The organism is Lysinibacillus sp. FSL P2-0066, assembly GCF_037969495.1.
Lineage (GTDB): Bacteria > Bacillota > Bacilli > Bacillales_A > Planococcaceae > Lysinibacillus > Lysinibacillus boronitolerans.
The window spans coordinates 2,596,608-2,623,398 of the sequence record NZ_CP150202.1 but is presented as its reverse complement, the minus strand read 5'-3'; the positions used below and the strand labels follow the sequence as shown (position 1 = coordinate 2,623,398).

General features: G+C 38.1%; 25 protein-coding genes. 17 read left to right on the top strand and 8 right to left on the bottom strand.

Translation table 11 applies throughout. The features are described 5' to 3' along the window. Window positions 1–213: 213 nt before the first annotated feature. Both MKZ14_RS13125 and MKZ14_RS13120 read left to right on the top strand, forming a co-directional pair. Window positions 214–639 carry a hypothetical protein gene (locus MKZ14_RS13125; protein WP_036077327.1) on the top strand — a complete coding sequence of 142 codons (426 nt, stop codon included), beginning with the start codon at window positions 214–216 and terminating at the stop codon, window positions 637–639. A 74-nt stretch (window positions 640–713) separates the two neighbouring features. Continuing rightward, window positions 714–1,709 carry an LLM class flavin-dependent oxidoreductase gene (locus MKZ14_RS13120; RefSeq protein WP_036077325.1) on the top strand — a complete coding sequence of 332 codons (996 nt, stop codon included), beginning with the start codon at window positions 714–716 and terminating at the stop codon, window positions 1,707–1,709. 582 nt (window positions 1,710–2,291) lie between these two features. On the opposite strand, the gene yfkAB is transcribed toward MKZ14_RS13120, so the two are convergent. After that, window positions 2,292–3,404: a radical SAM/CxCxxxxC motif protein YfkAB gene (yfkAB, locus tag MKZ14_RS13115; RefSeq protein ID WP_339280055.1), complete on the bottom strand. Its 1,113-nt coding sequence runs from the start codon at window positions 3,402–3,404 to the stop codon at window positions 2,292–2,294. Window positions 3,405–3,676: 272 nt separating this feature from the next. Here yfkAB and MKZ14_RS13110 point away from each other — a divergent pair, with 272 nt between their 5' ends. Together MKZ14_RS13110 and MKZ14_RS13105 are read left to right on the top strand one after the other, a co-directional pair. Next, complete coding sequence (locus MKZ14_RS13110) at window positions 3,677–4,375, top strand: YjjG family noncanonical pyrimidine nucleotidase (protein ID WP_016994664.1); 699 nt, start codon at window positions 3,677–3,679, stop codon at window positions 4,373–4,375. Between the two features lie 2,381 nt (window positions 4,376–6,756). Beyond that, window positions 6,757–7,392 (top strand): 50S ribosomal protein L25/general stress protein Ctc, encoded by a 636-nt coding sequence (locus MKZ14_RS13105; RefSeq protein ID WP_333003941.1) that lies wholly within the window; start codon window positions 6,757–6,759, stop codon window positions 7,390–7,392. Between the two features lie 45 nt (window positions 7,393–7,437). Here MKZ14_RS13105 and MKZ14_RS13100 read toward each other — a convergent pair whose 3' ends face one another. The 3 genes from MKZ14_RS13100 to MKZ14_RS13090 all read right to left on the bottom strand — a co-directional run bounded on the left by MKZ14_RS13100 (window position 7,438) and on the right by MKZ14_RS13090 (window position 9,091). After that, window positions 7,438–8,046 carry a DUF2812 domain-containing protein gene (locus MKZ14_RS13100; protein ID WP_016991677.1) on the bottom strand — a complete coding sequence of 203 codons (609 nt, stop codon included), beginning with the start codon at window positions 8,044–8,046 and terminating at the stop codon, window positions 7,438–7,440. Next, window positions 8,033–8,320 carry a PadR family transcriptional regulator gene (locus tag MKZ14_RS13095; RefSeq protein WP_036077461.1) on the bottom strand — a complete coding sequence of 96 codons (288 nt, stop codon included), beginning with the start codon at window positions 8,318–8,320 and terminating at the stop codon, window positions 8,033–8,035. The genes MKZ14_RS13100 and MKZ14_RS13095 overlap by 14 nt, the downstream gene beginning before the upstream one ends. 144 nt (window positions 8,321–8,464) lie before the next feature. Beyond that, window positions 8,465–9,091 (bottom strand): YitT family protein, encoded by a 627-nt coding sequence (locus tag MKZ14_RS13090; RefSeq protein WP_016991675.1) that lies wholly within the window; start codon window positions 9,089–9,091, stop codon window positions 8,465–8,467. A gap of 162 nt (window positions 9,092–9,253) precedes the next feature. Between MKZ14_RS13090 and MKZ14_RS13085 the strand changes: the two genes are divergently transcribed. Together MKZ14_RS13085 and ade are read left to right on the top strand one after the other, a co-directional pair. Further along, window positions 9,254–9,676, top strand: a complete 423-nt coding sequence (locus MKZ14_RS13085) for a pyridoxamine 5'-phosphate oxidase family protein (protein ID WP_016991674.1) — start codon at window positions 9,254–9,256, stop codon at window positions 9,674–9,676. A gap of 96 nt (window positions 9,677–9,772) precedes the next feature. Next, window positions 9,773–11,518 carry an adenine deaminase gene (gene ade / locus MKZ14_RS13080; RefSeq protein ID WP_333003937.1) on the top strand — a complete coding sequence of 582 codons (1,746 nt, stop codon included), beginning with the start codon at window positions 9,773–9,775 and terminating at the stop codon, window positions 11,516–11,518. A gap of 174 nt (window positions 11,519–11,692) precedes the next feature. Here ade and MKZ14_RS13075 read toward each other — a convergent pair whose 3' ends face one another. Beyond that, entirely contained in the window at window positions 11,693–12,487 is a 795-nt protein-coding gene (locus tag MKZ14_RS13075; RefSeq protein ID WP_016991670.1) for an SDR family oxidoreductase, read from the bottom strand. A 107-nt stretch (window positions 12,488–12,594) separates the two neighbouring features. Further along, window positions 12,595–13,497: an AraC family transcriptional regulator gene (locus tag MKZ14_RS13070; RefSeq protein ID WP_238542651.1), complete on the bottom strand. Its 903-nt coding sequence runs from the start codon at window positions 13,495–13,497 to the stop codon at window positions 12,595–12,597. Between the two features lie 675 nt (window positions 13,498–14,172). On the opposite strand from MKZ14_RS13070, the gene MKZ14_RS13065 reads away from it, so the two are divergent. Together MKZ14_RS13065 and MKZ14_RS13060 are read left to right on the top strand one after the other, a co-directional pair. Further along, window positions 14,173–14,712 (top strand): flavodoxin family protein, encoded by a 540-nt coding sequence (locus tag MKZ14_RS13065; protein ID WP_333003936.1) that lies wholly within the window; start codon window positions 14,173–14,175, stop codon window positions 14,710–14,712. Between the two features lie 277 nt (window positions 14,713–14,989). Next, on the top strand, window positions 14,990–15,877 hold the full coding sequence (locus MKZ14_RS13060) for a LysR family transcriptional regulator (RefSeq protein ID WP_333003934.1): 888 nt from the start codon (window positions 14,990–14,992) through the stop codon (window positions 15,875–15,877). A 36-nt stretch (window positions 15,878–15,913) separates the two neighbouring features. On the opposite strand, the gene MKZ14_RS13055 is transcribed toward MKZ14_RS13060, so the two are convergent. Then, window positions 15,914–16,942 (bottom strand): S-layer homology domain-containing protein, encoded by a 1,029-nt coding sequence (locus MKZ14_RS13055; protein WP_333003933.1) that lies wholly within the window; start codon window positions 16,940–16,942, stop codon window positions 15,914–15,916. A 126-nt stretch (window positions 16,943–17,068) separates the two neighbouring features. Continuing rightward, window positions 17,069–17,806, bottom strand: coding sequence for an SDR family NAD(P)-dependent oxidoreductase (locus MKZ14_RS13050; RefSeq protein WP_016991666.1), 738 nt, complete (start codon window positions 17,804–17,806; stop codon window positions 17,069–17,071). A gap of 160 nt (window positions 17,807–17,966) precedes the next feature. Between MKZ14_RS13050 and MKZ14_RS13045 the strand changes: the two genes are divergently transcribed. From MKZ14_RS13045 to MKZ14_RS13005, 9 genes are all read left to right on the top strand, one after another. Then, window positions 17,967–18,575 (top strand): TetR/AcrR family transcriptional regulator, encoded by a 609-nt coding sequence (locus MKZ14_RS13045; RefSeq protein WP_016991665.1) that lies wholly within the window; start codon window positions 17,967–17,969, stop codon window positions 18,573–18,575. A gap of 199 nt (window positions 18,576–18,774) precedes the next feature. Next, entirely contained in the window at window positions 18,775–18,936 is a 162-nt protein-coding gene (locus MKZ14_RS13040; protein ID WP_167334366.1) for a hypothetical protein, read from the top strand. A 154-nt stretch (window positions 18,937–19,090) separates the two neighbouring features. Continuing rightward, a complete protein-coding gene (locus tag MKZ14_RS13035; RefSeq protein WP_258860471.1) occupies window positions 19,091–20,005 on the top strand; it encodes a zinc ABC transporter substrate-binding protein in 915 nt (304 codons plus the stop codon). A gap of 9 nt (window positions 20,006–20,014) precedes the next feature. Continuing rightward, complete coding sequence (locus MKZ14_RS13030) at window positions 20,015–20,743, top strand: metal ABC transporter ATP-binding protein (protein WP_205444051.1); 729 nt, start codon at window positions 20,015–20,017, stop codon at window positions 20,741–20,743. Window positions 20,744–20,754: 11 nt separating this feature from the next. Next, window positions 20,755–21,627: a metal ABC transporter permease gene (locus tag MKZ14_RS13025; protein WP_312124703.1), complete on the top strand. Its 873-nt coding sequence runs from the start codon at window positions 20,755–20,757 to the stop codon at window positions 21,625–21,627. After that, window positions 21,624–22,493 (top strand): metal ABC transporter permease, encoded by an 870-nt coding sequence (locus MKZ14_RS13020; RefSeq protein ID WP_333003924.1) that lies wholly within the window; start codon window positions 21,624–21,626, stop codon window positions 22,491–22,493. The genes MKZ14_RS13025 and MKZ14_RS13020 overlap by 4 nt, the downstream gene beginning before the upstream one ends. Window positions 22,494–22,713: 220 nt before the next feature. Beyond that, entirely contained in the window at window positions 22,714–23,901 is a 1,188-nt protein-coding gene (locus tag MKZ14_RS13015) for an MFS transporter (protein WP_333003923.1), read from the top strand. A 153-nt stretch (window positions 23,902–24,054) separates the two neighbouring features. Beyond that, window positions 24,055–25,323 (top strand): MFS transporter, encoded by a 1,269-nt coding sequence (locus MKZ14_RS13010; RefSeq protein ID WP_333003922.1) that lies wholly within the window; start codon window positions 24,055–24,057, stop codon window positions 25,321–25,323. Window positions 25,324–25,784: 461 nt separating this feature from the next. Further along, the gene (locus MKZ14_RS13005) at window positions 25,785–26,600 is read left to right on the top strand and encodes a lipid II flippase Amj family protein (protein WP_016991660.1); all 816 of its coding nucleotides are present in this window, start codon (window positions 25,785–25,787) and stop codon (window positions 26,598–26,600) included. Window positions 26,601–26,791: the final 191 nt, after the last annotated feature.

Below are 26,791 nucleotides of genomic sequence, written 5' to 3'. Positions count from 1 at the left end.
AAGGTCATCTCTTTTCTATCATAATAATCTGATAGTAGCGAACTGAGAATAGGCTGTAAATACTCTAGCTGCTATTTTTTAATAGAAATAAATGAAGTGATCCAATGCTAAATGACGATAATTTCTGCATAATTCAAAATAATTCTACTTGGAGTCATTATTTTGATGTATTATGTAGGTGATGATGTTTTTACGTAAAGGGGACGTGATGACATGAGTTTAGGAAATCATATACGTGTATTTCTCTGTGTTGTGTTTATGGGAGTACTTGTAGGGTATGTCTTTAATGCAAAAAAAGATATAACAGATCATGAGTATATTGATACCGTAAAGGAAGGCTATTTGGAGAATTTTTCAGATGTCACAGTTCGAAATGCGTTTAATTACGCTTTTTTTGAACCTTACTGGCGCTATTATGAAGCAAAAACTGGGGAGCAAGTTGTAGAATTATCAGGTGATATTACGTTTCAAGACGAAAAAGGACATGCTATTCTCCAATTTGTCGTGAACGAACAAACGCAGCAATTTTCCCTAGAGGCAATGAAATTTAAAGATGTAGTCTTAAACCAGCAGCAACAACAAAAGCTTGTTGGTATGGTCTATCACACATGGGAAAAGAAACAACTAGCTTATGAGTAAGGTTTTTTATTTTGTAAATCATCCAAACTGTATTACAGTAAAAGGGGGAGCTAGAGACAGAGAGGATGTTTTACATGAGATTAAGTATTTTAGATCAAATGCCGATTCCAAAAGGTCATTCTGCAGAAGAGGCTTTTCAACGTACAGAACAGCTGGCATTGCTAGGTGAAGAGCTTGGCTATCACCGTATGTGGCTTGCTGAACACCATAATAGTCAGTCATTGGCGAGTTCAGCTCCAGAAGTAACTGCTGCTTTTTTAGCTGCTAAAACACAGCGGCTTCGCATTGGTACGGGTGGCGTCATGATGATGCATTATTCACCCTATAAGCTAGCAGAGGTCTTTAAAACATTATCGGGGCTGGCACCCAATCGTATTGATTTTGGTGTGGGGAGAGCTCCTGGTGGTGATCATGCCGCTATCTATGCCTTGGCAGAGGGAAGACGACAACGCTTCACAGAACAGTATGATAAGCTAGAAATCATATTAAAGCTAATGAATAATCAAAAAACAGGTGAACATGTCTATGATCAAGTCGTTGCAGCGCCTGCTCATATTTCATTACCAGAGGCTTGGTTACTAGGTTCTAGTGGTCAGAGTGCAATGCAGGCTGGTCAGCTGGGAGTAGGCTATTCATATGCACAATTTTTCACGGGCAATATGTCAAAGGATATCTTTGATGCCTATAAAGCCTATTTTACGCCTTCTTATTATATGGATAAACCACAGATCATTGTGACCTATGCAGCAACAGTTGCCCCAACCTTAGAAGAAGCGGAATATTTAGCTAAACCGATTGATATTTCTCGTCTTCAATTAATGAAGGGGCAAATCATTCAAACAATGTCACCCGAAGAAGCGAAGGATTATCCATTAACTGAAATGGATAAATTGACGATTGACAATAATCGCAAGGCGAATCTTGTCGGAACACCACAAGACATTGCTTCTTTTTTAAGCGCTGAGCAAGAACGCTATGGCTTTGATGAAGTGATGCTAAATTGCAATCAATATGAATTAGAAAGTCGTTTAAATACCTATAGATTCCTGGCAAAGGAATTAATTCGATAAGAGGAAAAGCCATATTCATCATTTGAATATGGCTTTTGTGTATTTATTCGAATAGTGGCTTTACAATGAGAAAAACCCGGAAATTAATTTCCGGGTCTGATTACCACTTACATTTTTTGCTCCATGACACACTGCCTCGCTTCCGCATAGGATCTTAAGGATATTCCTAAGAAATCTGTACTTTAGCTTATTCAGTTTTGATGGTCCTTCTGAGTTATCGATCAATCGCACTCATCGGGTTAACCCTCCTAGTCATTGGATTTGAAGTGAAATCTTTAATAGTATAGCTCGACTATTATTTTTTATACATCTTGTGAACAAAAAAATTTTTTTTATCATAATGATATGGTGTTTGCGATGGACAGTGGTTGTCTATCGTTGATTTATGTACAGGTGGATTGATTTATGAAGGGAAAATAATTATTTCCGCAGACAAGAAAAATCAAGAGGCGGATTCCTCACTTACGATCGAACAATTATATACGATGCATTAAAGACCAGGTATACGGATAACCTACGATTTATAGCTCCATATGTAAAAAGAAACACCATGTTGTTCAACATGGTGTTTCTCTCATTAACCTATACGCGAGCAGAGCCACTCACAAAAGCGGTGTTTTGATAATACATATTTTTTACAAGGACATTTGGGCCTAAGCATTTGACTGCGGGACAATGGCAGTTAAGCGATTTTGCCAAGTCGGTTGCCATCCATTTATCAAAAATCAATGGTAGTTCGTCATGTACAATATTGCCGAGGGCTGGTGTATCACCAAAGTCGGTAACGATCACATCACCTGTAAAGATATTGATATTCAATCGTGAACGACCGTCTGGGTCATTACGCATTGTGACATTCTTCGCTGTGCGGAGACGTTGTAACAGCTTTTGATCCTCTTCATTCAGGCTACATGGGTAGAATGGGAGTGTACCAAACAACATCCATGTATTGTCATCACGAATATCTAACAGGTGATGAATGGCCTCACGTGTTTCCTCTAGTGATAAAGAAGTGAGTGCACTTGCAAAGTCGGATGGGTACATTGGGTGCACCTCATGGCGTGCACATTTCATCTCATGGATGATTTGGTTATGGATATGTTCTAAGTATGGTAAAGTTTTTTTGTTTAACATAGTTTCCGCAGATACCATAACGCCGTGTTCAGCTAGCATTTTTGAGTTATCAATCATGCGTTGGAATAAGGCTGCACGCTGTTCATAAGTCGGTTTTCGCTCCATCATAGCAAAGCCTGTTTCAACGAATTCATCGATCGTACCCCAGTTATGTGAGATATGTAGGACATCTAAATACGGTGCAATCAGTAAATAACGTTCAGGCTCTAATGTTAAGTTGGAATTGATTTGTGTACGCACGCCTCGTTCATGTGCATATTTCAATAAAGGCAATACATAGTTTTGAACGGACTTCTTAGACATCATCGGTTCGCCACCAGTAATCGAAATCGTTTTAAGATGTGGAATTTCTTCTAGGCGCTTTAAAATTAATTCGATTGGTAATGACTCTGGGTCTTTATTTTGTAATGTATAGCCTACCGCACAGTGGGCACAGCGCATATTACAAAGTGTTGTTGTTGTAAATTCAATATTTGATAGTGTCATTTGTCCATGCTGTTCCACATCTAAATAAGCTTCCCAAGGATCAAAGACAGGTGTTATTTTTTGTAAGGTCGTCATCTTTCGTACATCTTCCTTTCTAGCAATCTATTGTCTCATATTCACCGATAATTTCAAATATGAAATTACAGAACGGGCTATTTTAGGGCTAGACGAACATTTTTTGCCAATATAGAAAGTTCCCTAGTTTCAATGGACGGATAAGCATCTGTATAAAGCGCCTATATGTTCTAATATTCTGTCATAGGACATTTTACTGTTATTTTTCATAAAAAACGTTATCATGATATAGAGTAAATAGTCACAATGCATCAAAGAAAGTGGGAATGAACATGACGAAATATGAGATCTTATTGTTTGACGTAGATGATACATTACTAGATTTTGATTTAGCTGAAAATGCAGCACTAGACCGCATGTTTAAAGAGGAAAACATAGCAGTTACTCCAGAGATGATTGCGCGATATAAAGAAATTAATGAGTCCATGTGGCGTGCTTTTGAGCGTGGGGAATTAACAAAAAATACATTACATAATACGCGATTTGCTGTTGCCTTTAAGGAATTTGGCATAGAAGTCGATGGAGCTTACTTTGAAGCACTGTTCCAAAAATATTTGTGTGAGGCCCACCATTATGTAGAAGGTGCCTATGAGGTAATTGCACAGCTTGCAAACCATTATCATTTATATGTGGTGTCAAATGGTGTCACGGCTACACAAAATAAACGTCTTGTGGATGCTAAGCTAGCGCCACATTTTAAAGACATTTTTATTTCGGAGCAAACAGGCTATCAAAAGCCTATGCCAGCATTTTTCGATTATGTTTTTGAACGGATCGATGATTTTGATAAAGATAAAACGCTGATTATTGGGGACTCGTTGACATCCGATATTAAAGGCGGTTTACTATCGGGTATCGACACATGCTGGTTTAATATCCGTAATATCGAAAACACAAGTGAAATTAAGCCACATTATGAAATTAACAAATTACACGACTTATTTGAAGTATTGAATAAACAGCTAGTTTAGTACTACCTAAGGTGGAACTATTGGACCAAATCAAAAATCATTGAGCACAGAGAAGATAATTATTTCCATGTACGGAATGAAATAGCTGGGAAGATATGTCCACTTTATATTAATACAAAGATTTAAGTACAAGCATGAAATTGTAAAAAAACAATTTCATGCTTGTACTTTTACCCAAACTTCATAAATTCGAACTGTTTCTTTAGTCATTTCTCTATCATTGTCACTGGTTTAAAGATAGCCATTTCTAATAAATCCTTTTACATAATTTTGTCTGCTTTGATCAAGGCATCAATTATGACACCACTTCATAAAAAATAATATCCAAGTCTTAATGATTATGTCATATTTTATCATAAGAATTGTAGAGGGGAGTTCACTTGCTAGCAGTCTCTATAGTCGACAAGCCTCAAATTTTTATGCTTGCTACTACTTATTTTTAATGGGATTCTTTGCTATTTTATGCCTTTTCCTAAGAAACATCATGATACTATTTTAATATGCCTAAAAACACATATGTGATAAGGTGCTCAAAACTTTTAAAGATTCAATTTCAAAGTTAATTATCAAAAATTGAAACCCAGGTGTTCAGAGACGAATTGAAATATTGTTTAACGAATAATGATATGTCTTACATGTAATTAGCTATGACAAACGTGTTGTACTTGTTTTAGAAAAAGAATATCATCAACAACTATTCGAGTTAGCGAAAACGCAGAACATAACCGATAGTAGGCTCGCACAAAAGATGATAGAGGAATATTTAGACAAGCATCAGAATTAAGGTATTTATTTTGAACAAAACCTGGTTAATTTAAAAAACCGAACTCCCCATTCATCTACACGATAGTGCAATTTATTTGCAGTCTATTTCGTGTGAATGAAGGGGTTTTTAGTTAGAAGCAAACTATACATAATATCAAAATTTAGGCGGTATAGGATTTATGGTTTAATCATTTATATGTATTTACAAATAGTTCTTTTTATATATTAATTCCCATAATGTACTACCTAAAACGGTTAGTTTAGCACCATCCTAATAGTGATTGTCTGTCTATAATAGATAATGTTTCAAAAATCACAAGTATTAGGACGTGGGGAAATATTATGAGCCAAAAAGGTAATATAGCAACTATTAATCCCTATCGCTATGCAAGTTTTAATGGATATTAGTATCTAAATTAATATATGGAGAACTAAATATGAAAAATCAATTTCTACGAATGCTTTTGTATAGTATTATTCTACTAGTATTATTGAGTTGGCATAAACTAAATTTTTATATTCTGGCAACTTTATATTTTCTTTTTATGGTGATAGAAGTTTTCTTGAATTCAAAAGAATATAAGAAGGAAAGTAAATATATAGTTTTAGGATATCGAATCCTCTTTATTCTTACAGCAGTGATAATTATATTTAATAGGGATAAGATTATGGGATAAATATTTAAAAAAATAAAAGGTTTATTACTAATAAATATAAAGCATAAGAAATGACAAAAGGTATGAGAAATAAATCTCAGTGCCTTTTGTCCATTTAGTTATTCCCTTTATATTTACAGTGATAGCACTATATATTGCAAACAGACTAACCCAAAAAATGGACTGGTAGTATTAATAATCAATTATGAATGTACAATTCAATATGGGGAAAATACACATAAATTAATAGGTATAGAGTTCAAGTAGTGCTCTAATTTAGTTTACTTTACATATTAGTGTGAGAAATAGTGTTAAAACAGTAGGACGACTAAACTGAATTACACCAGAATACCAAGTAAATTTAAATTACTCTGCGATTCTTACATAAAGCCCAGCCACTGATAGTTCAGAGGTTTGGGCTTTTATTATTTATCTTCTTTTATCCATCTCATTTAACACTTTTTCACCATCTTTAGAAGACATGTTCGTATATAAGGAAGTAGTTTTAATAGCTGAGTGACCTAATTGATCCCTTTATAAAATTATGTCTCCACCGCTCCGGGTAAAATCTACTGCAAATGAATGTCTAAGTTTATGTGGACTTTTACCGTTTCTAAAGAAAGCTGATGTATATTTATTTACGATGTTTTGAATAGCTCTTCTAGATAAGGGTCTTACAACACCTCCATAGACGCTAACAAAAAGGAAAGGGGGATTTTTTAGCGCCTGGGTATCTAGATTCTCTAACATCCATGAACCGTTCTAAATCTACAATAGCACTTTCTAAAACGGAAACAGAGTCAGGTTTGTTACCTTTTCGTACAACATCTATGTATCTGCTGTGCAAATGTATATTGTTCATTTCGAAGAGGTATTTTTAATTATAGACAAAGGTATAAAAAATAGGGGAAAAGGCAAAACCTTTTATGAGACTAGTTTCCATGAAAGGGGAAATCTTCGATGAATATGGTTCTAACTGCTAATAAACGTCAAAAAGGGCGTCATTCGTCACTAACACAGCTTCGACAAAATGGGGCTATTCCTGGTGTTGTTTACGGTTTTCAAATGGAGCCGACAGCCATTACGTTAGATGCTAGAGCTTTTGCGAAAATATTGGCTGCACATGGTACGAAAAGTGTCTTTCAACTCGATGTGGAAGGAGAGCGCATCAATGCTGTTTTAACAGAAGTGCAGCGCTGTGCATTGAAGGGTAATGTAAAGCATGTTGATTTCAAGTCCATTAATATGTCTGAGGAGCTAGAAGTCGATATTCCGGTAACCGTGATTGGTGATGCTGTAGGAGTGGCAGAAGGAGGCTTCCTGCTTCAGCCTAATCGTGAGGTTCGCATTAAAGTGAAGCCAACTGAAATTCCAGAAACCATTGAAATAGATGCCACGAATGTTGCGATTGGCACTTCTCTTTATGTAGGGGATATTCGCCAACAGTTTCCGTTTGAAATTTTACATGAGGATGACTATACACTGGTGACCATCACACCACCAGCTGCTGAAAATGTACAGGAAGATGATACAGTCGACGATACACCTGAAGTGCTTGAAGCGACAGGGCAAAATACGGATGAAACAAGAGGATAGAGAAAGAGGGAGCCATCTTACATTTCGTAAGTGGCTCCTTACCGTTTATTGGTTAAACTGCTGTATCGATTTTCGGTAACGATAATATAAAGTGATGTAAATACTACAAGTTACTAAAAATAGCCATGGTGGGATAAAGCGCCCGATGGCAAAGGGTGTTTCAAATAAAAAGGCAAAAAGGAAAGAAAACCCTTCTTTCTCCCATAAACCAGGTGTAAAATACGCATTTTTTATACTGAAAAGGGAGTAGTAACTATCGTTGGCATAAAAAATCATTAAGAAGATAAATGACAGTATGGCCCAGTTGCTTGCTTGTTTCATTAAACGTTTATATTTCGCAATGTGGGAATCATGATCTGAAAATAATTCATCATTACCATCTTTACTTTTTGTCCAATAAAAAGTGCCATCATATGATTTTTCTTTTACTATACGCCAGCCAAAATCCTCATGTAATTGCTTATAGGTCGCTTTCTTTTCTTTGCGAAGCTCCTGCTGACAATCAATCCGAATAACTTGTTCAAGATCTTCAGTAGGCTGAAATGTATAAATACCTGCCGAGTTTATGTTGGAGCATATCCAACCCTTGGCTAACATTTCGTTTAACCAACGCTCTTCCTTTTCGATATCAAAAAAGATTTTAAACTTTATCATGTTCGCCAGCTCCCTCGTATAAAGATAAAATGCGCTGCAATCTTTGTTGCTCTGCGGCTAATATTTCTAGACCCTCTTCTGTCGTTTGATAAACCTTGCGTCTTGTATCCTGGGTTTCAACAGGTGTAATCCAATGATATTTCAATAAATTGTCAATGGCTCCATACATCGTACCTGCAGCAATTCGGACTGTACCAGCACTCATTTCCTCAATTTTTTGCATCATAGCATAGCCATGTAGCGGTTCACGTAAGGCCAGTAGAATATAATGCATGGTTTCGGATAAAGGTAATAATTTATGTTTTTTCACATCTTCACCTCAAATATACAGTTGGACTATATAGTTTGATTATATATAGTTGCACTGTATATTTCAACTGTAAAAAAAGACAATGCAAAAATGCATTGTCATTAAAGTTTAGACAACAGCGCTTTTCACGCCTGTCCATCGCATAAATAATTTTTCGTTATAGGATAAGGCAAATTGTACGATTGGTCCAAGTCCAAATGCCATAAACACCGTACCGATGCCTATAGGACCGCCAAGTAGGAAGCCAATAATTGCAACTGTTACTTCCATTGTTGTACGAGAGCGGGTCACACTCCAGCCAAGCTTATGGACCATCATCAGCATAAGTGTATCACGTGGTCCAATACCTAAATTCGCCACCATATACATCCCACAGCCCCAGCCTAGTAACACTAACCCTGTAAGGTAAGATATAAGTTGCATCCAAAAACCATCAATATCAGGTAACCAATAGTTGAAAATATCAATAAAAATGCCTGCCAAAAACATATCGATAAACGTTCCAGGTAAAGGGAACTTTTTCGTAATCAGCATATCAAACGCTAAAATAGCAAGTCCCAAAATAATGGACCATGAACCGATTGATAAGCCCAATGTTTTTGTTAAGCCAATATGTAGTACATCCCATGAGCCCACACCAAAAAGTTGGCCTTTAATTGTTAATGTGATCCCAAAAGAAAGCACGATAATGCCTGTTATGAAAAACAAACAGCGCGTGAAAAAAGCTTGTTTCATTTTTAACCCTCATTCATTCGAAAATTCCTGTTGTCCATCCAGTTATTATAACAATAGATTTTCAATATGCCCGAAGATTGTCATTTCACATTTTTCAAAAAAAGACGGTTAGCTTTCTTGGGAGAGGGCAAAATAGATATGTAGATGAAAGGATGGGATACTATGACTTCTGTACGTGATGAAATTTTAGAAGTGTTAAATCGGGAAAAGATTGGGACAATGGCAACTGTAGAAAATGGCAAACCGTACTCACGTTACATGACGTTCCAGCATGAAGATTTTGTGTTGTATACAGTGACGAATAAACATTCAGAAAAAATGGAAGAGCTACGCAAAAATCCATATACCCATATTTTATATGGCTACGAAAATGGTGGCTTTGGTGATACGTATGTGGAAATAGAAGGCAAGCTTACGGAAGTACATGAAGAAGGGATAAAAAATAAACTAGCCGAATTTTTTACAAGTATCTTTGTTGGCAATCAGGATGAAATGGTGACATTAAAAATTGAGCCTATTCGTATGCGCTTGATGAATAAAAAAGGGCAACCACCCAAAGAGCTAGAATTTTCGAACGACCATTGATCAATGGTCGTTTTTTTACTGACATAACGATAAATAGTTGCAATGATTAGTATCTTTTTGGCATGATAGTTCTTAAAAGAAAAAGGAGTATAGGTTATGTCGATAAAATTACAGCAGCTAACACAAAATGTATTATCATCTCAAGGAAAATTAGAGGCAGATTTTATACTGAGAAATGCGCAAATTGCGGATGTTTTTTCGTTAACATGGCAAAAAGCAGATATCGTTGTGAAGAATGGTATGATTGTTGCTCTAGATCGCACTAATAAGTTTCAGGCTAAACAGGAAGAGGATGCGGCAGGAGGCTATGTCATTCCCGGATTAATTGATGGTCATATACATATTGAATCTTCTATGTTGACACCTGGAGAATTTAGTCGCGTTTTACTTCCTCATGGTATTACAACCGTGGTGACAGATCCTCATGAGATCGCCAATGTCGCAGGAGCGGAAGGCATTCAATTTATGCTCGATGATGCACAAAAGGCAGATATGGATATTTTTGTGATGCTGCCATCAAGTGTGCCAGGTACACAGTTTGAAAATGCAGGCGCTACACTAACAGCTAAGGATTTGGCACCATTTCTACAACATGAGCAGGTTCGTGGATTAGCTGAGGTGATGGATTTCCCAGCGGTGTTAAATGGGCAAGAGGAAATGCTTCAGAAAATTTTGTTATCGCAGGAAGTAAATTTAGTCATTGATGGGCATTGTGCAGGCTTACAAAGCGAACAAATTACAGGCTATCGAGCTGCGGGTATTCACACAGATCATGAGTGTGTAACGGCTCAAGAAGCGATTGACCGTGTAGAGCAGGGGATGTATGTACTAATCCGAGAGGGCTCAGCCGCGAAAAACTTACGTGACTTATTGCCAGCTGTCCAGTCACACAATGCTCGTCGCTTTGGATTTTGTACAGATGATAAATATGTGGATGAGTTAATCGATGAGGGCAGCATCAATTATGATATCGCCATGGCAATAGCTGAAGGGATGCAACCATTGCAAGCAATCCAGTTAGCAACGGTAAACACAGCAGAATGCTATCGTTTATTAGATCGAGGTGTACTTGCACCAGGCTATAAGGCAGATTTTGTGTTAATAGAGGATTTGTCGACGATGCAGGCAAAGGCTGTATGGAAAAATGGGCAGAAAGTGGCTGAAAATGGTGAGATGCTGACAAATCGACAAGAGCCAGTTGTGCCTGCTCATATCTATCAATCTGTCCATTTACCGACCATTACAAAGGATAGGCTACAACTAGCATTCACAAAGGGTACAAAGGCGAATGTGATGGAGATTGTGCCAAATCAGCTGATTACAAATCATGTAATAATGGATGTCCCTGTAAAGGAAGGGGTCTTTGTTCCGTCTGTAGAACAAGATCTATTAAAATTAGCCGTAATCGAACGTCATCATCAGTTACACACGACAGGTCTAGGCATTGTCAAAGGCTTTGGCCTACAAAAAGGAGCAGTAGCCACAACAGTAGCTCATGATTCCCATAATGCCCTTGTTGTAGGAACAAATGATGAGGATATGGTCCTGGCGCTTACACGCATTCAGGAAATCCAAGGGGGCTTTGTGATCGTTGCGGATGGCCAAATTCTAGCGGAGATGCCATTAACCATTGGTGGCTTGATGACAGATGTACCAGCTCAACAGGCAAAGGAGCAGCTAGCAGGCTTGCACAGTGCATTAAAGACGCTTAATCCAACATTAGATTTCCATTTTTTATTAACGTTTTCTTTTGTGGCATTACCAGTTATTCCTACTTTAAAGCTAACAGATACAGGATTATTTGATGTGACAACCTTCCAGCATATCTCAGTAGAAGCATAGACGGTAGAACGACCTAATTGCGGTAAGCGATTAGGTCGTTTATTATCATTCTGTATACCGTAATTAGGTAAATCTTTTTACGTCGTGGAAATATATTTTCCAAGAGGCTACTTCTGCTCCTTCATCGAGCAATATGCAGCCATGCGATTTATCATGATGGGGACGAGGATAATGTTAGAAAATTGTCGGTACCATACCACCATCCATACGAATCGGTGATCCTTTAAATGCAGATGCAAATGGACTACATACAAATGTAGTTATTCTCCCTATTTCGATTGGTTTGATAAATCTTTGGATTTCTGATTGAGGTAGGTTTGTCATCATAAATTCTCTCTCTTTCTCAGAAAAACTCATGTCTTGGTTAGGAAACATACCATCAATTATTTGATACACATTCTCAGAGAGTGTTGGTCCTGGCATGATTGTATTAATTGTAACCTCTTTTCCTATTGTTAATTTAGAGAGGCTTTTTGACAAAGATAATAGCATCGTTTTTGTCATGCAATATTGAGGCATTTGTCCCGAGGGCATAATTGCTTCTTCACTGGCAATAAAAATAATGCGACCAAAATCATTTTCCAACATTTTTGGTAAGTAAAATTTAGATAATCCATTTGCCGCAAGAACATTAGTACGGAAGTATTTTTCCCAAGTATCATCATCAACATCTTCATATGGCATAATTTCATAGATACCCATATTGTTAATTAAAATGTCAATACACGGATATTTTTCAAATAAAGCTTCTCTTTGATGTATATCAGCAATATTGGCTGTAGCATTTTGTGGAAAAGTAGATGGATAAGCTAATTTAATTTCATTTACAGTGCGTTGTACCTCTTCATCATTTCGCCCATTTATTAGTACGTTCACACCTTCTTTGGCTAGTTCGATAGCGATTGCTTTACCTATACCTCTTGTAGATCCGGTCACTAAAGCTGTTTTATTGTTCAATCCTATATCCATATTACATTGCTCCTCTATCTATTTTGATTTTCTGGATGTAAAAATAAAAACGCCAACTTTTTTGAAAGTCTGACTATTGGTCTTGTGTTTCAAAATTTTATATTTATCTAATTTGTTCCTACATGTTTAGAACGCCAATTTGAAGGCGTATCACCTTCCCATAGGTGGAAGGCACGGTAAAATGAGTTTTGATCTTCGTATCCAATCAAGAAGGCGACATCTTTAATATCAAGCGAGGGGTCTGCTAGATACTCGCGGGCCTGATCCTGTCGAACTTGTGTTAACAAAAACTTAAAGCTCGTGCATTCGTTAGTAAGCCTGCGCTGCAAGGTACGGTCGCTCATTCCTAGCTCGCTCGCGACTGTCTGTATGTCAGGGCGTCCTCCTGCTAAGCTACGTTTTATTATCCATTTAACCATCTCAGTGATGGAGCTGCTATGTTGGTGCACATTCAACGATTGATCCAGAAGAGGGGTCAACATTTCCAGCAACTCCAAGTTATATGAGGCAAAGTGACGATCCAGATCCTCGCGGTGTATCGTCAACCGGTTACACTTTGCTCCAATTAGGATACTGCAACCGAAATAATCTTCAAGCGTCTGTACATCGCCCATTTCATGTGAAAATTCAACGAACTTTGCTGCGATCGGTTGACCTGTCCCCCGACGTCCAAGCTCAAGAAGAAATGCAAGTGTGATACCAATAAGCATAGGAGGACCAGGTTGCTCAGTATACGACCATTCTAGTTCGATTGTACATTCCTCACCCTCCTCAGTGATACGCAAGCTTTCAGGCGGACACAGTTGTTTGTACCGTGCCATTCTCTTTAAGGCATCACGATAATCACGTGCATGGTAGGCTACTAGGACAGTAGGGGGGTAATGAGTTGGTTCAAAGCTAGTCGCTAGTTTGATGATTCCTTTAGCAGTGTCGTCAATGATATCGGAATAAGCCTGCCAAATTGAAAAATATTGAGTTATAGAGACGACAGGTTCATTAATGATTGTAATAGGTAGTCGTGCTTTTCAAACCACGTCTTGCGGGGCTATCCCTACTTGACGTAACCCTTCCCAAAATCCCAACGGCATTTTAATGCGATTAGAGGTCTGTAACATCATCAATATGAGGCTCCTTCATCATGTATATTTATTGTTCATATCGTAAATTTTGTCCTGCTTTGTTTGAACGGGACAGTTTATATAGTATCTTTTCAATCACGCCTTGTAACTAGCAAACAGTGACTACTAACTTGCAATGTACGACAAATTTTTAGAAAACAAGAATAGTAGGCATCATTTTACGTCAAATAATTAAATAAATTTAATGCTTGGGTCAATAAAGCAACTATTGCTTCCCTTAACTTTAGCATATCTTTATCACGCGCATTGGCAGTATTCATTTTTCTCTCTTACAAGAGATATTTTGATTTTCCTCAAGATAATTAATACAGAATAGGGGATAGAGGCCACATTTTTAGCCACGCCCAGCCTATCTCAATACAGCCAAAAAAGTGTTTATAGCTTTATACATTTTGCCAAAGGAAGGCAAAACAGCAATCTCCTTTAAAATCACTTTTTTCGATTGATTTTATCGAAATAATCATCTTTATCGAATTGTAAATACATAATAAGATATAGGTATCCGGGAACAATAGTAAAAACTTCAAGGAAGCGGGGATCATCTAAATGTCAATAGCAGTTATTTACGGTGGCAATCGTCCGAATGGGAATGTAGAGACTTTAACAAAATTAGCCACTCAAGGCCTAATGATTGAAGAAATTTATCTAAAGGATTGTGTCATTCAGCCAATAATCGATAAGCGTCATGCTGAGGAGGGGTTCTCAGATGTCAGCGATGATTATAATGCCGTCATTGACCGTATTCTTCCGCATGATATTCTTATTTTTTCTACGCCTATTTATTGGTATAGTATGACAGGAGCGATGAAGAACTTTATAGATCGATGGTCACAAACCTTAAGAGACCCGAATTATCCTGATTTTAAAGCCTCAATGTCTTCTAAAAAAGCGTATGTTATTGCAGTTGGTGGAGATGAGCCTTATATAAAGGGGTTACCAATGATTCAGCAATTTCAACATATTTTTGATTTTGTTGGGATAACCTTTGAGGGGTATATTCTAGGAGAAGGAAACAAGCCAGGCGATATTATTCAAGATCTCAAAGCGTTGTCTGCAGCTGACCATCTTAGAAAAGAATTGCAATAGGTGCTGGTATAGAAAAGAACGAGCCAACTATCAGACGATCTTATTGGCTGTTAGATTATTTACTATTTTTATAGCAGTATACACAGAAACGTATTTGGATGAAAGAAGTCTCCAAATTCGTTTCTTTTTATATGATAAAAGGATTAAATGCCAGTCACTACATTTGGCAGCCCTTTCTTTCTTTCAGTTACAAACTAGTGTATATTGGATTTTATTATCGAAAAGGATGAATGTTTAAAAATAAACTATCGAAGAAATAGATAAAGGGGTTCAAGTGATGGATATTAAGCAGCTTCAAACGTTTTTTACAGCAGCTGAAACATTAAGCTTTACACAGACAGCCCAGCTTCTTGACTACGCTCAATCGAGTATTACAGCTCAAATCAAAACTTTAGAACAAGAGTTGGGTGTTCAACTTTTTGAGCGGCTTGGCAAGCGCATTATTCTCACGGAAGAGGGCAAGCGTCTACAGCATTATGCAAAAAAAATGCTTGAGCTAGACCGTGAAATGAAAAAAGCTATATCCAACGAGCAGGAGCAAGTCCTATTGAAGATAGGGGCACAGGAAAGTCAGTGTGTCTATCGATTGCCCAGCATTTTACAGCAATTTCAACAGGTTCACCCCCATGTGAAAATCATTTTTAAGCCAGTGCATACAACGGACATTGCTAAAAAGCTATTACAGGCAGGGGATCTAGATGTTGCCTTTATTACAGATACGTACCAGGAAACATCGATGTTACAGCGACAGCGATTGATTGAAGAGCAGCTTATTTTTGTCAGTGCACCTATCGAAAGAAGGGAGCCGCTATCCGCTCAACAACTAGCGCATGAAACGATACTGTTAACTGAAACAGGGTGCTCTTATCGTAATCATTTAGAAGCATTGCTTCAGCTAGAAGGGGTTAGGCCTTTACAAATGATTGAATTTGCCAGTATTGAAGCGATCAAACAATGTGTAATTGCAGGTCTAGGTATGACGTTTTTACCTAAAATGGTCGTAGAAAAAGAACTGACATTGGGACATGTAACAGAGATACCGTCCACATTAAAGCTAGCTCCTATTTATACAGATATTGCTTGGCATAAAGATAAGCATTTGCAACCGTGCCTCCTCGATTTTATTGCTATTGCCAAGCAGAAGTATCAAACGCTGGGGAATTAAAAAAAAGGAGCCTGAATGAATCAGACTCTGTTAAAATTATTGCTGCTTGAGGGTACCCGAAAAATTGGTGCCTTCATTACGTTCAGCACGACAATCAATCTCGGACACCTTTAGGGCATTATTGGCTAAACGTTCAAATTCAACGACACAGCGATTGCCGTTTGAGGACTTATTCATTAAGGCTTTTGAGCTGCTTGTTATCGTGGCTGTTCCATTGACGTTACCTGAAGCTGTCCCATCATTTGCTGTTAAAGCAATAGAGAAGCTGTTACTTGTAGCGTTAGAAATGACGGCATCGCGGCGGTTAAAATCGTTTGCACCTTTACCCCATTTGTAATAATACGTATAGACACCTTCCCAAGCACTTTTACCAGGTGTTGCTTGTTGCAAAGATTTATCGAGCTGACTTTGGGCATTTTTAGCTCTTGTCATTAATGAAACATTGTTGGCATTCTCGTGTATGGCTTGTGCATCCGCTGAAATTTCATAATAATTTCGCTCGTCCATACGATAAAGCATCGTGACAACTTGCGCACGGGTCATGTTGTTTGTCACGCCATAAAACTTTTGTAAATTACGATCTTCATACTGTGGATTTAGCCCAGAAGAAATATAGGTATCAAGTAAAAACTGAATAGATTGATCTAATCCCTTCTTACCGCTAGCTAAATGAGCAATAGCCTGTGCCACTACACCGCGCTTCACAGTAGCCGCTCGAATTCGGTTGTCGAAATAGCCATTTAAAGGCACCCCGTAGCTTGCGAGCTGGTTATAGAATTCATCCGACCAGTTTGCCGAAAGCGTTTGCTTTTTTAATTCGTCGATGGGCGTTTCGAGCTCATAAAAATTGGCTAATAGTTTTGCTAATTGCTGTTCAGTAATAGTAGCATTCGGTTTAAATGTACCGTCTGTAAAGCCATTAACAATATCATATTCTTCTGCCCATAAAATAGCTTCATAGGCATAATGATCCTCTGATACATCTCGAAAGCCAGCAGCTTGTACATTGCCTGCACTAGCGATAATCAGAATAGAAAATAATAATGTACCGATTAATTTTTTCATTCGTCGTCTTCATCCTTTCTTGCTCGCTTTAGTAATAGTTTGCAGGAAATGGATAAAAACTGCAAATTTTTCTAGTGAAAAAAATAATCGCTGCCCTTTGTCGGGAAGCGATTATTTTAAACGTCATTATTGGGCTGTGTAGCCACCATCTACTGTTAATGTGTTCCCTGTCATAAACGTTGAATCGTCACAAGCCATAAATAAAACAGCTTTTGCCATTTCCTCTGGTTGTCCTAGTCGTTGCATAGGTGTGATCTGACGTAATGGTTCCTTACTTTCTTCTGGGATAATCGGTGTATCAATAAAGCCTGGACATAGGGCATTAACACGAATACCTCGCGTAGCAAATTCCAATGCTAATGAACGTGTTAAATTAATCACACCCCCTTTTGCTGCATTATAAGCAGCTGATCCTGGCGAGCCAACCCAACCATACATCGAAGCTGTATTAACGATTGTACCACCATTCGCTTTTAGCATTTCTTTGATGGCAGCCTGCGCCATTAAAAATACACCATCTAAGTCTACATTTACAGTTTGACGCCATTCCGCATAAGGAAGCTCCTCAGTTGGCGTAACACGACCAATTCCTGCATTATTAAAAAGGACATCGACTTTGCCAAATGCCTCAATCGTTGTTTGATAAATAGCAGCTACTTCCTGTTCATCCGTTACGTTTGCTTTGATGAACATGGCTTCTGCGCCTGTTGCCTGTAGTTCGGCTGCAAATGCTTGGCCTTTTTCCTCGTTTAGGTCCACAAGCACCACTTTTGCTCCCTCTGCTACAAATAATTGAGCGGTTGCAGCACCGATACCAGAAGCACCACCTGTAATAATTGCGACTTTATCTTGTAATTTCCCCATACATGACACTCCCTTAAACAATCATTTTTCTTGCACACTGTGTAAATCACGGTGTACTTTTATTGTAAAACGCCTGAAAACGGAAACAATCATTAATGTCGTAGTAAATATCTAACTAGTAGACATATGTCCCTGAAATGTCTAAAAGGGGGAAGTAAAATTGCCAAAATGGACACAAAGACAAGAAAGAACCCGCCGTCATTTTTTTGAGGCGTTTGTCGATTTAATGAAACAACATGGTTTTCAAGCCATTACAGTGAAGGATATTGTAGAACGAGCCGGCTATAACCGAAGTACCTTTTATGTGCATTTTCGAGATAAATTTGAGCTGGCAGAGAATTTACTAGAACAGATGCTGAATGGTCTGGAAGTAGCAGTAGGTGAACCCTACCTATATGGGGAAAAGGTATATACGACAAAATTGAAGGCACCATCCTTTAATATTATTCATTACATTTATAAGCATCGTTTGTTTTTCGAGCTGCTGAATGTGGAAGACACGATTCCTGGGTTACATACTCGTATGCCCTTAACGATTACAAAAATTTATCAAGAGCAATTTAAATTTGAGACGATCAATCAGCAGCCTGTCAATATGAACATGTTCAAGCATTATACTTCCTACGGCTTTTATGGATTGATGATGCAATGGATTGCAAGCGGTTATGAAAAATCAGAAGAAGCTTTAATCAAGGATATTATTGAATTAACGAAAACACATATTTATGCCTTTGAATTTATAGGAAAACCGTTAGAAAAAGAAGAATGAACGTTTATTCACATAAATCTATGTATTAAAAAATCTCTAATGTTAGCATTGGGGATTTTTTGTTTGGGCCAAACTAATTTTTACATAAGAAAAAAATTTTTTAAAAGAAATTTTCATAAAGTAGTTGAATTTTCTTTTCATTAAGCATATATTTTTCCTAAGGGAAACAAAATATCTGTGGAGAAAGAAGAGTGTATGAATGAAAGATTTAGGTGATTTCAAGCTGACGATTCTTCCAATGGTCATTTTAATTATTTTAGCAATCGTATGGAAACTGACCGATTCAGTAGGCGCAGGGATGATGTTAATACTTTTCTGGATGAGCTGGCGCCAGCTTATCAGGAAAATGAATATAAATTAAGGCATTGTATGAAAAAAAGCTGTGAGATTAGCGTTCAAAACCATTAGAGGGCGGGCATGACAAACAATATACGGCTTGTCCGCCGATTGGTTACGTTGTTGTTTAGCACTTTTTTCAAACAATTGCTTAAAAATGAGAAAGTCGAGGTAGGAAAATGAAACAATGGTTAGGCGTGATGGTATTATCACTCTCATTTCTATTATTTGGCTGTTCAGCAGAAACAGAGGGTGAAAAAGAAGGCATTGTGGTCGCAACCACTGGACAAATTGCAGATGCGATTAAAGTAATCAGTGGCGATCATTTACAGGTATCGGCATTGATGGGTCCAGGCGTAGATCCCCATCTCTACAAGGCGACTCAAAGTGATTTATCGAAATTGGATAAAGCAGAAGTCATTTTTTATAATGGCTTACATTTAGAAGGACAAATGCTCGATATTTTTGAACAAATGGCGAAGGATAAAACGGTCCTGGCAGTGGGCGAGACATTAGATGAAAAGCAACTGCTTGCCAGTGATACGGATGCCATGCTCCATGATCCGCATATTTGGTTTGATATTGAGCTTTGGCAAGGTGTTGTCAAGGCAATCAGTACGCAGCTTCAGGAAGAATACCCTGAATTTAAAGCAGATTTTCAAACAAATGAAGCAGTGTACTTGAAAAAGCTAGATGATTTACAAAGCTACGCAGAAAAGCGTGTGAATGAAATACCACAGCAACAAAGAATATTAGTAACGGCTCATGATGCATTCAATTACTTTGGCAGAAGTCAGGGATTTGAAGTACGTGGCTTACAAGGACTAAGTACGGATTCAGAGTATGGTGTGAAAGATGTTCAAGAGATGGTTGATTTCTTAGTAGAAAATAAGATTAAGGCTCTTTTTATAGAATCCAGTGTGTCCGATAAGGCGATGAAAGCTGTCATTGAAGGGGCTAAGGAAAAAGGCCACGACATTGTCATCGGTGGGGAATTATTCTCCGATGCTATGGGAGCTGAAGGAACAACAGAAGGTACGTATATAGGTATGTATCAACATAACATCGACACGATCGTCGATGCATTAAAGTAGGTGAAGAAAATGTATGCATTAACAGTGGAAAATCTATCAGTGGCGTATGATAAAAAAACAGTATTGGAAAATGCCTGTGTAACAGTGCCTACAGGTCATCTAGCTGCCATTATTGGCCCAAATGGTGCAGGGAAATCCACATTCTTAAAGGCCATTTTAAATCAGCTTCCCAATAAAGTAGGAAAGGTAGAAATTTTAGGGAAGATGTTTGAGCCAAAGAGTTTGGTCGTAGGCTATGTGCCACAGCGTAATGCGGTGGATTGGGATTTCCCAACAAATGCGTTGGATGTGGTGCTCATGGGGCGTTATGGCCATACAGGCTTATTTAAAAGACCGTCTAAGCAGGATAAAATTGTTGCTCGACAAGCTTTAGCAAGTGTTGGCATGCAGGATTTTGCAGAGCGTTCCATCGGGCAGCTTTCAGGAGGCCAGCAACAGCGTGTATTCCTGGCTAGAGCCCTTGCACAAAATGCAGATATATATTTTTTAGATGAACCATTTGCAGGAGTAGATGCTGCGACAGAAAAAACGATTATTGATATCTTAAAGGATTTAAAGGCACAGGGGAAAAGTATTTTTGTTGTGCATCACGATCTTCAAACTGTCAAAGAATACTTTGACTATACGATTCTATTAAACAAAACGATTTTAGCATCAGGCGCAACAGAAGATGTTTTTACACCAGAGCAATTACAAAAAACATATGGTGGTAAACTTTTCATGATGCAGCATGTGTAAGGAGGGACATAATGTTAAGCGGTAACTTATTGTGGGTACTGAGCGGAACGATGTTACTTGGGATTGCAGCAGGCATCACAGGCACGTTCTCCTTCTTACAAAAACAGAGTCTAGTAGGGGATGCTGCTGCGCATGCAGCATTACCAGGCATTGCCCTTGCGTTCCTGCTAACAGGTCAAAAGGAATTGCCAATTTTAATGCTAGGAGCGGGCATTACATCTGCATTATCTGTGTATTGTATTCAATGGATTGTGTCATTTTCAAAAATGAAGGCTGACGCTGCCATTGGATTAGTCCTCACCGTATTTTTTGGTGTTGGTGTTGTATTTTTAACAGTGGTTAACCGTAGCCCACTGGGGAATCAGAGTGGTCTGAATAATTTTATTTTCGGTAAAGCAGCGACGATGACCAAGGCAGATTTAATGTGGCTCTTTATTAGTGCAACCATCATTATTATGGTCAGTCTCTTGCTTTATAAGGAATGGAAGCTACTGATCTTTGATCCTGTTTATGCAAAAGGGATTGGCTTACCAATAGAGGCTTTAAAGGCAACATTAACGGTTTTAATTGTCATGACAATTGTTACAGGTATACAAGCTGTTGGCGTTATTTTAATGTCAGCGCTATTAATTATTCCTGCTGCCAGTGCCAAGCTATGGACAAAAAAATTGAGCACAATGCTCATTTTAAGTGCCGCGATTGGAGGTATCGCTGGCATAACAGGAACCTTTATTAGTGCGATTCGAACAGGGTTATCGACGGGTCCTATAATTGTCTTAGTGGCAGCAGGTATATTCTTTCTATCGTATTTTATAAGTCCAGCTGGTCAAATTAGTAAATATCGTAGGAAAATGCAATTTCGAAAGCAGGGTGATGTAGGATGATCGAATTTTGGGTTGTATTCACGGGACTGTTAGTTGGGATAACTTGTGGAATTGCAGGGGTCTTCCTCATCTTGCGTAGAATGTCTATGATTGCAGATGCGATCAGTCATACAGTGCTCTTTGGTATCGTGATGGCATACCTTATTACCCAAACATTGAATGGCTTTTGGATGTTGGTAGGTGCCGCCTTTGCAGGGATTTTAACAGCCTATCTTGTGCAATTATTACATTCTTCTGGTATTCAAGAAGACGCAGCGATAGGCGTAGTATTTACATCTCTGTTCGCAGCAGGTGTTCTCCTCATCACCTTATTTGCAGGCAATGTGCACTTAGATGTTGAGCATGTTTTAATGGGAGAAATTGCTTTTGTTCCTTGGGATAAATGGACATTGCTTGGGCTGGCAATGCCTAAGGCTGTATGGATGCTTTTGCTCGTCCTCGTCATTAATATTGCGTTCCTACTCCTATTCTTTAAAGAAATGAAGCTTGCGACGTTTGATCCTGTGTATGCAGCAACCATTGGGATTCCCGTTGTCTTTCTTCATTATGGCTTTATGACATCGATTTCGTTTACAACAGTGGCAGCTTTTGATAGTGTAGGGGCCATTTTAGTGGTTGCCATGTTGATTGGGCCAGCTGCAACCTCCTACTTAATCAGCAAGACGATTAAGCAAATGTTCGTCTATAGTATGCTCTTTGGAGCTGCTGCTTCCGTCATTGGCTATTATTTAGCGAAATTGTGGGATACCTCTATAGCAGGTATGATGGCAACAACAGTCGGCTTCATTTTTATCGTGACGTTCATCTGTCAAAAAATCGTTGAGCGTAGGAAAAAAGTACTTGTTCATAAACTAGAAACTTCTTAATGAAAAACGTCGTTTGATACGCCCATCAAACGATGTTTTTTCTTTTGAGGACAAGTTCAAACTTTTGAATGAGTACTACTTCTAGGAAAAATAGTATACTCGTTAAGATAAACTAGAAAGAGAAAGAATAGTAGCATCTAGCAAATTTTTCTATATTTTTATGTACGAATATTTAAAATTTTGTTACGATAAATTTTATGATAGCAACAAGGAGAACAGCATGTGGAGAAATCGAAACGTATGGATTATTTTATTAGGTGAATTTGTCGTAGGTCTCGGCTTATGGGCTGGCATTATTGGCAATTTAGCCTTTATGCAAGAGGTAGTACCTTCTGACTTTCACAAATCATTAATTATTTCTTGTGGTATTTTAGCAGGCTTAGTTGTTGGTCCAATGGCAGGACGTATCATTGACCAATCGAAGAAAAAAACGGTTGTCCAGATGGCGAGTATCGGACGCATCATCAGTGTTTTATTTATGTTTATCGCACTTTATACTAATTCGGTCATTTGGATGATTCTATTTTTAATCACGCTGCAAATAGCAGCAGCATTTTATATGCCTGCCTTGCAATCTATTATTCCCATGATTGCGAAGGAACAGGATTTAATTACATTAAATGCTTGGCAAATGAATGCGAGAACCATTTCAAGGATCATCGGTACAGCCGCTGCTGGATTTATGCTCAGTTTTTTTGAGTTAAAATGGTTATATATTATTTCATTTATTGTCTATTTAGGCATGTTTGTCATTACTAGTTTATTGCAATTGGATGAAGCATCTACTGAAACGATGACAAACAAAGAAAAAGGGAATTTTAAAGAAGTGTTACCGATGATCAAAGAGCATCCAGTCGTCTTGATGACGCTTGTCTTAATGTTAATTCCTACATTATTTTTAGGCTCTTTTAATTTAGTGATTATGAAAATATCTGAAATTCATCAATCTACCACAATTTCAGGATTATTGTATACGGTGGAAGGTATCGGATTTATGCTTGGTGCAGCTGGTTTAAAAATGATTGCTGACCGTGTACAAATGGGTACACTGCTTTTTTCATTAGCCTTTATTATCGGCTCAATGGAGCTACTATTATTACTGGCAGATATTCCATTTTTCGCTTTAGTGGCATTTGGCGTTTTTGGCTTTTCAGTTGGCTGTTTTTTCCCAACGACAATGGTAATCTTCCAAAAGCAAGTACCAAAACAGTTCCATGGACGCTTTTTCTCATTCCGCAACATGATTGATTCGGTCGTCTTTCAAATCGTGCTTTTATCGACAGGCATGATGCTAGATTTAATTGGTTTAAGTGGTATGGGACTTGTATTCGGAATCATAAGCTTAAGTTTAACCACGTCTTTCTTATTTTACGCGAAGAAAAAGAAAGTCGTTATGCATGCACATTAATAGCATGTCCTTTATGTATTACACCAATTGGGGCATACGGTAGAGGTCTAAAAAGGTGGTAACAAAAGAAAGGAACTGTCTAGATGGAGACGGTTCCTTCTTCATTAATTCAAGTAATCTTGTTTTATATACATAGAGAAGGAAGGTTGAAAAATGGTTGAAAAATCTCAACAGTCAATTGCGTCCTATATTGAGTCACCAGAAAAACTAAAAAACCTATATAGGCGTGTACTTATAGTTGTTAGCTTATCCCAAATTTTTGGGGGAGCTGGACTTGCAGCGGGTATTACTGTAGGCGCTCTACTGGCACAACAAATGCTTGGAACGGATGCCTATGCGGGTGTACCCTCTGCATTATTTACGTTAGGCTCTGCGGGTGCGGCTTTCATTGTAGGAAAACTATCACAGCGTTATGGTCGCCGCATAGGCTTATCAACAGGTTTTATAGTGGGTGGACTTGGTGCAATAGGTGTAGTTCTAGCTACTTTAATGAACAGTATTGTGTTATTGTTTGCCTCTCTATTAATCTATGGAGCTGGTACGGCAACTAATTTACAGGCACGCTACGCTGGGACAGATTTAGCCAATAATAAGCAACGTGCTACTGCGATTAGTACAACCATGCTTATGACCACGTTTGGTGCTGTTTTAGGTCCGAATTTAGTAGAATGGATGGGAAAAGTGGCGCTGTCTATCGGTATTCCAGCTCTAGCGGGTCCATTTCTATTATCTGCTTTGGCCTTTATTATGGCGGGGCTTGTATTGTTTACTATGTTGCGTCCTGACCCGCTAGAAATAGCGAAAGCCATAGAGGCACATAAGCAAAAAATGAACAAAGAAAATCAAACACCATCCTTGCCTATATCTAGCAATAAAAGAGGCCTAGCGGTAGGAGCAACAGTTATGGTCCTGACACAAATTGTCATGGTGGCCATCATGACAATGACACCTGTACATATGAAACATCATGGCCATGGATTAGCCGAGGTTGGTATTGTGATAGGGTTTCATGTAGGTGCTATGTATCTGCCATCACTCGTCACAGGTATTCTTGTTGATAAAATCGGCCGTACGGCAATGAGTATAGCTTCAGGTATTACATTGCTTCTTGCTGGCGTAGTGGCTGCATTTGCACCAAGTGATTCAATGGTGTTACTCATTGTGGCACTTTCTTTACTGGGATTAGGTTGGAACTTCGGCTTAATTAGTGGAACTGCTCAAATTGTTGATGCGACGGAGCCTTCTACCCGTGCAAAAACACAGGGCAAAATGGATGTCTTTGTGGCATTGGCAGGTGCATCAGGTGGTGCGCTATCAGGTATGGTAGTGGCGAATTCAAGCTATGCAGCGTTGTCCTTAGCAGGAGGGCTATTGTCGTTAGTATTGATTCCTGTTGTCATTTGGTCTAGAAGAGCGGCTTAAAAAGGCGAAGGGGAAATTGGAAGCTAAGCTAATTATTATCCGAGGAAGGATGATCTATTAAAATTAATGGTAAAGCAACTGTAGTAACAAAAAACTTACCCTTTCTTAGGGTAAGTTTTTTCATAGTGTTGAAAAATTTCCGTGCAGGTTACAGCTTTCCTCTGGGCGAACACAGATCAGTTTAGAGGTCATCTGTATCGCTATTCAAGAAGATTCAAGTAGCCTTCAATTCTAACCCATTAAAATGTTTTTTAGAAAAATTTTTCAAATAAAACAAAGGTGTTTACTACTCTTTATGGCTAGGGTAGTCACTCATCACTTCTCCACATTGGAAATAATCAACCTCTCGCCTTTTATAATTACCTTTTATGGCGTGGACAGCACATTTTTTCAATTGGAACTATTTTATTGAATAAGCGTTACAATATTAAATCGTTAGAAAGCTCAGAGTAGGTACTTATATGGATTTAATAACAGAAAAATTAATCATGATTGCTTTATTTATTTTAATCATTCATGCGATTGAAACGCTTGCATATGCAGTACGTTTATCAGGAGCACGTGTCAAATTACTAGCTTCTGCTTTATCTCTTTTTAATGTAATGGTCATGGTGTCGAGGTTAGCAAATATGATGCAACAACCATTCACAGGGAGCCTTGTTGATACAGCACCTACGGATAATGCGATGACATTTGTAGAACATCAATTTCGACTAATTATTGGAGCGGCTTCGCTTGGAACAATAGTAGGAATCTTACTTATCCCTACCTTTGTAGCCATTTTTTCAAGAGCTATCGTTCATTTGGCTGAGGAAAGAGGTTCAATCCCGGCTTTATTGAAAAAGGGCTTTACATTTGACTATGTAAGACGAGGGATTAAGCATATTCATACACCAAATTTTAGTTATTTAAAAGGCATTCGTCTACAGGATATACCGATTAAATTATTTGTCATCAATATTGTTATTACAGCTATCTATACGATAGGTGTTTTATCTGCATTGTATGCCACATTATTAGTACCAGAATTAAAGACTACTGCTGTTATGGCATCTGGATTAATTAATGGCATTGCAACAATACTATTAATCTTATTTATTGACCCGAAAATATCCATTCTAGCAGATGATGTGATCAATAAGAGAGGAAGCTATCTAGACCTGAAAAGAATGTCTGTTATGATGATGTTTTCCAGGTTTTTAGGAACGATTATGGCACAATTATTATTGATTCCAGGTGCTCATTATGTTGCGTGGTTTGCCAAACTGATTGCTTAATCAAGAACAGTAATCACGTTGGATAGTGGACAATATTTACACCATACAAAATCACCAAAAATTGTTGAAACCTTAAGGGCGTTTATGAAAAATAAAATCTTATCTCTCCATTTTTAAAGAGGTAAGATTTTTTTTAGTTCGATCCCGACACTAAAAAAAGGGTAGTAATAAGCTGCTACAAAGTTACTTGG

What these genes read in the sequence shown, in the direction of transcription:
- MKZ14_RS13125 (WP_036077327.1), top strand. Translation starts at nt 214, where the DNA reads ATGAGTTTAGGAAATCATATACGTGTATTTCTCTGTGTTGTGTTTATG.
- MKZ14_RS13120 (WP_036077325.1), top strand. Translation starts at nt 714, where the DNA reads ATGAGATTAAGTATTTTAGATCAAATGCCGATTCCAAAAGGTCATTCT.
- yfkAB (WP_339280055.1), bottom strand. Translation starts at nt 3,404, where the DNA reads ATGACGACCTTACAAAAAATAACACCTGTCTTTGATCCTTGGGAAGCT.
- MKZ14_RS13110 (WP_016994664.1), top strand. Translation starts at nt 3,677, where the DNA reads ATGACGAAATATGAGATCTTATTGTTTGACGTAGATGATACATTACTA.
- MKZ14_RS13105 (WP_333003941.1), top strand. Translation starts at nt 6,757, where the DNA reads ATGAATATGGTTCTAACTGCTAATAAACGTCAAAAAGGGCGTCATTCG.
- MKZ14_RS13100 (WP_016991677.1), bottom strand. Translation starts at nt 8,046, where the DNA reads ATGATAAAGTTTAAAATCTTTTTTGATATCGAAAAGGAAGAGCGTTGG.
- MKZ14_RS13095 (WP_036077461.1), bottom strand. Translation starts at nt 8,320, where the DNA reads ATGCATTATATTCTACTGGCCTTACGTGAACCGCTACATGGCTATGCT.
- MKZ14_RS13090 (WP_016991675.1), bottom strand. Translation starts at nt 9,091, where the DNA reads ATGAAACAAGCTTTTTTCACGCGCTGTTTGTTTTTCATAACAGGCATT.
- MKZ14_RS13085 (WP_016991674.1), top strand. Translation starts at nt 9,254, where the DNA reads ATGACTTCTGTACGTGATGAAATTTTAGAAGTGTTAAATCGGGAAAAG.
- ade (WP_333003937.1), top strand. Translation starts at nt 9,773, where the DNA reads ATGTCGATAAAATTACAGCAGCTAACACAAAATGTATTATCATCTCAA.
- MKZ14_RS13075 (WP_016991670.1), bottom strand. Translation starts at nt 12,487, where the DNA reads ATGGATATAGGATTGAACAATAAAACAGCTTTAGTGACCGGATCTACA.
- MKZ14_RS13065 (WP_333003936.1), top strand. Translation starts at nt 14,173, where the DNA reads ATGTCAATAGCAGTTATTTACGGTGGCAATCGTCCGAATGGGAATGTA.
- MKZ14_RS13060 (WP_333003934.1), top strand. Translation starts at nt 14,990, where the DNA reads ATGGATATTAAGCAGCTTCAAACGTTTTTTACAGCAGCTGAAACATTA.
- MKZ14_RS13055 (WP_333003933.1), bottom strand. Translation starts at nt 16,942, where the DNA reads ATGAAAAAATTAATCGGTACATTATTATTTTCTATTCTGATTATCGCT.
- MKZ14_RS13050 (WP_016991666.1), bottom strand. Translation starts at nt 17,806, where the DNA reads ATGGGGAAATTACAAGATAAAGTCGCAATTATTACAGGTGGTGCTTCT.
- MKZ14_RS13040 (WP_167334366.1), top strand. Translation starts at nt 18,775, where the DNA reads ATGAAAGATTTAGGTGATTTCAAGCTGACGATTCTTCCAATGGTCATT.
- MKZ14_RS13035 (WP_258860471.1), top strand. Translation starts at nt 19,091, where the DNA reads ATGAAACAATGGTTAGGCGTGATGGTATTATCACTCTCATTTCTATTA.
- MKZ14_RS13030 (WP_205444051.1), top strand. Translation starts at nt 20,015, where the DNA reads ATGTATGCATTAACAGTGGAAAATCTATCAGTGGCGTATGATAAAAAA.
- MKZ14_RS13025 (WP_312124703.1), top strand. Translation starts at nt 20,755, where the DNA reads ATGTTAAGCGGTAACTTATTGTGGGTACTGAGCGGAACGATGTTACTT.
- MKZ14_RS13020 (WP_333003924.1), top strand. Translation starts at nt 21,624, where the DNA reads ATGATCGAATTTTGGGTTGTATTCACGGGACTGTTAGTTGGGATAACT.
- MKZ14_RS13015 (WP_333003923.1), top strand. Translation starts at nt 22,714, where the DNA reads ATGTGGAGAAATCGAAACGTATGGATTATTTTATTAGGTGAATTTGTC.
- MKZ14_RS13010 (WP_333003922.1), top strand. Translation starts at nt 24,055, where the DNA reads ATGGTTGAAAAATCTCAACAGTCAATTGCGTCCTATATTGAGTCACCA.
- MKZ14_RS13005 (WP_016991660.1), top strand. Translation starts at nt 25,785, where the DNA reads ATGGATTTAATAACAGAAAAATTAATCATGATTGCTTTATTTATTTTA.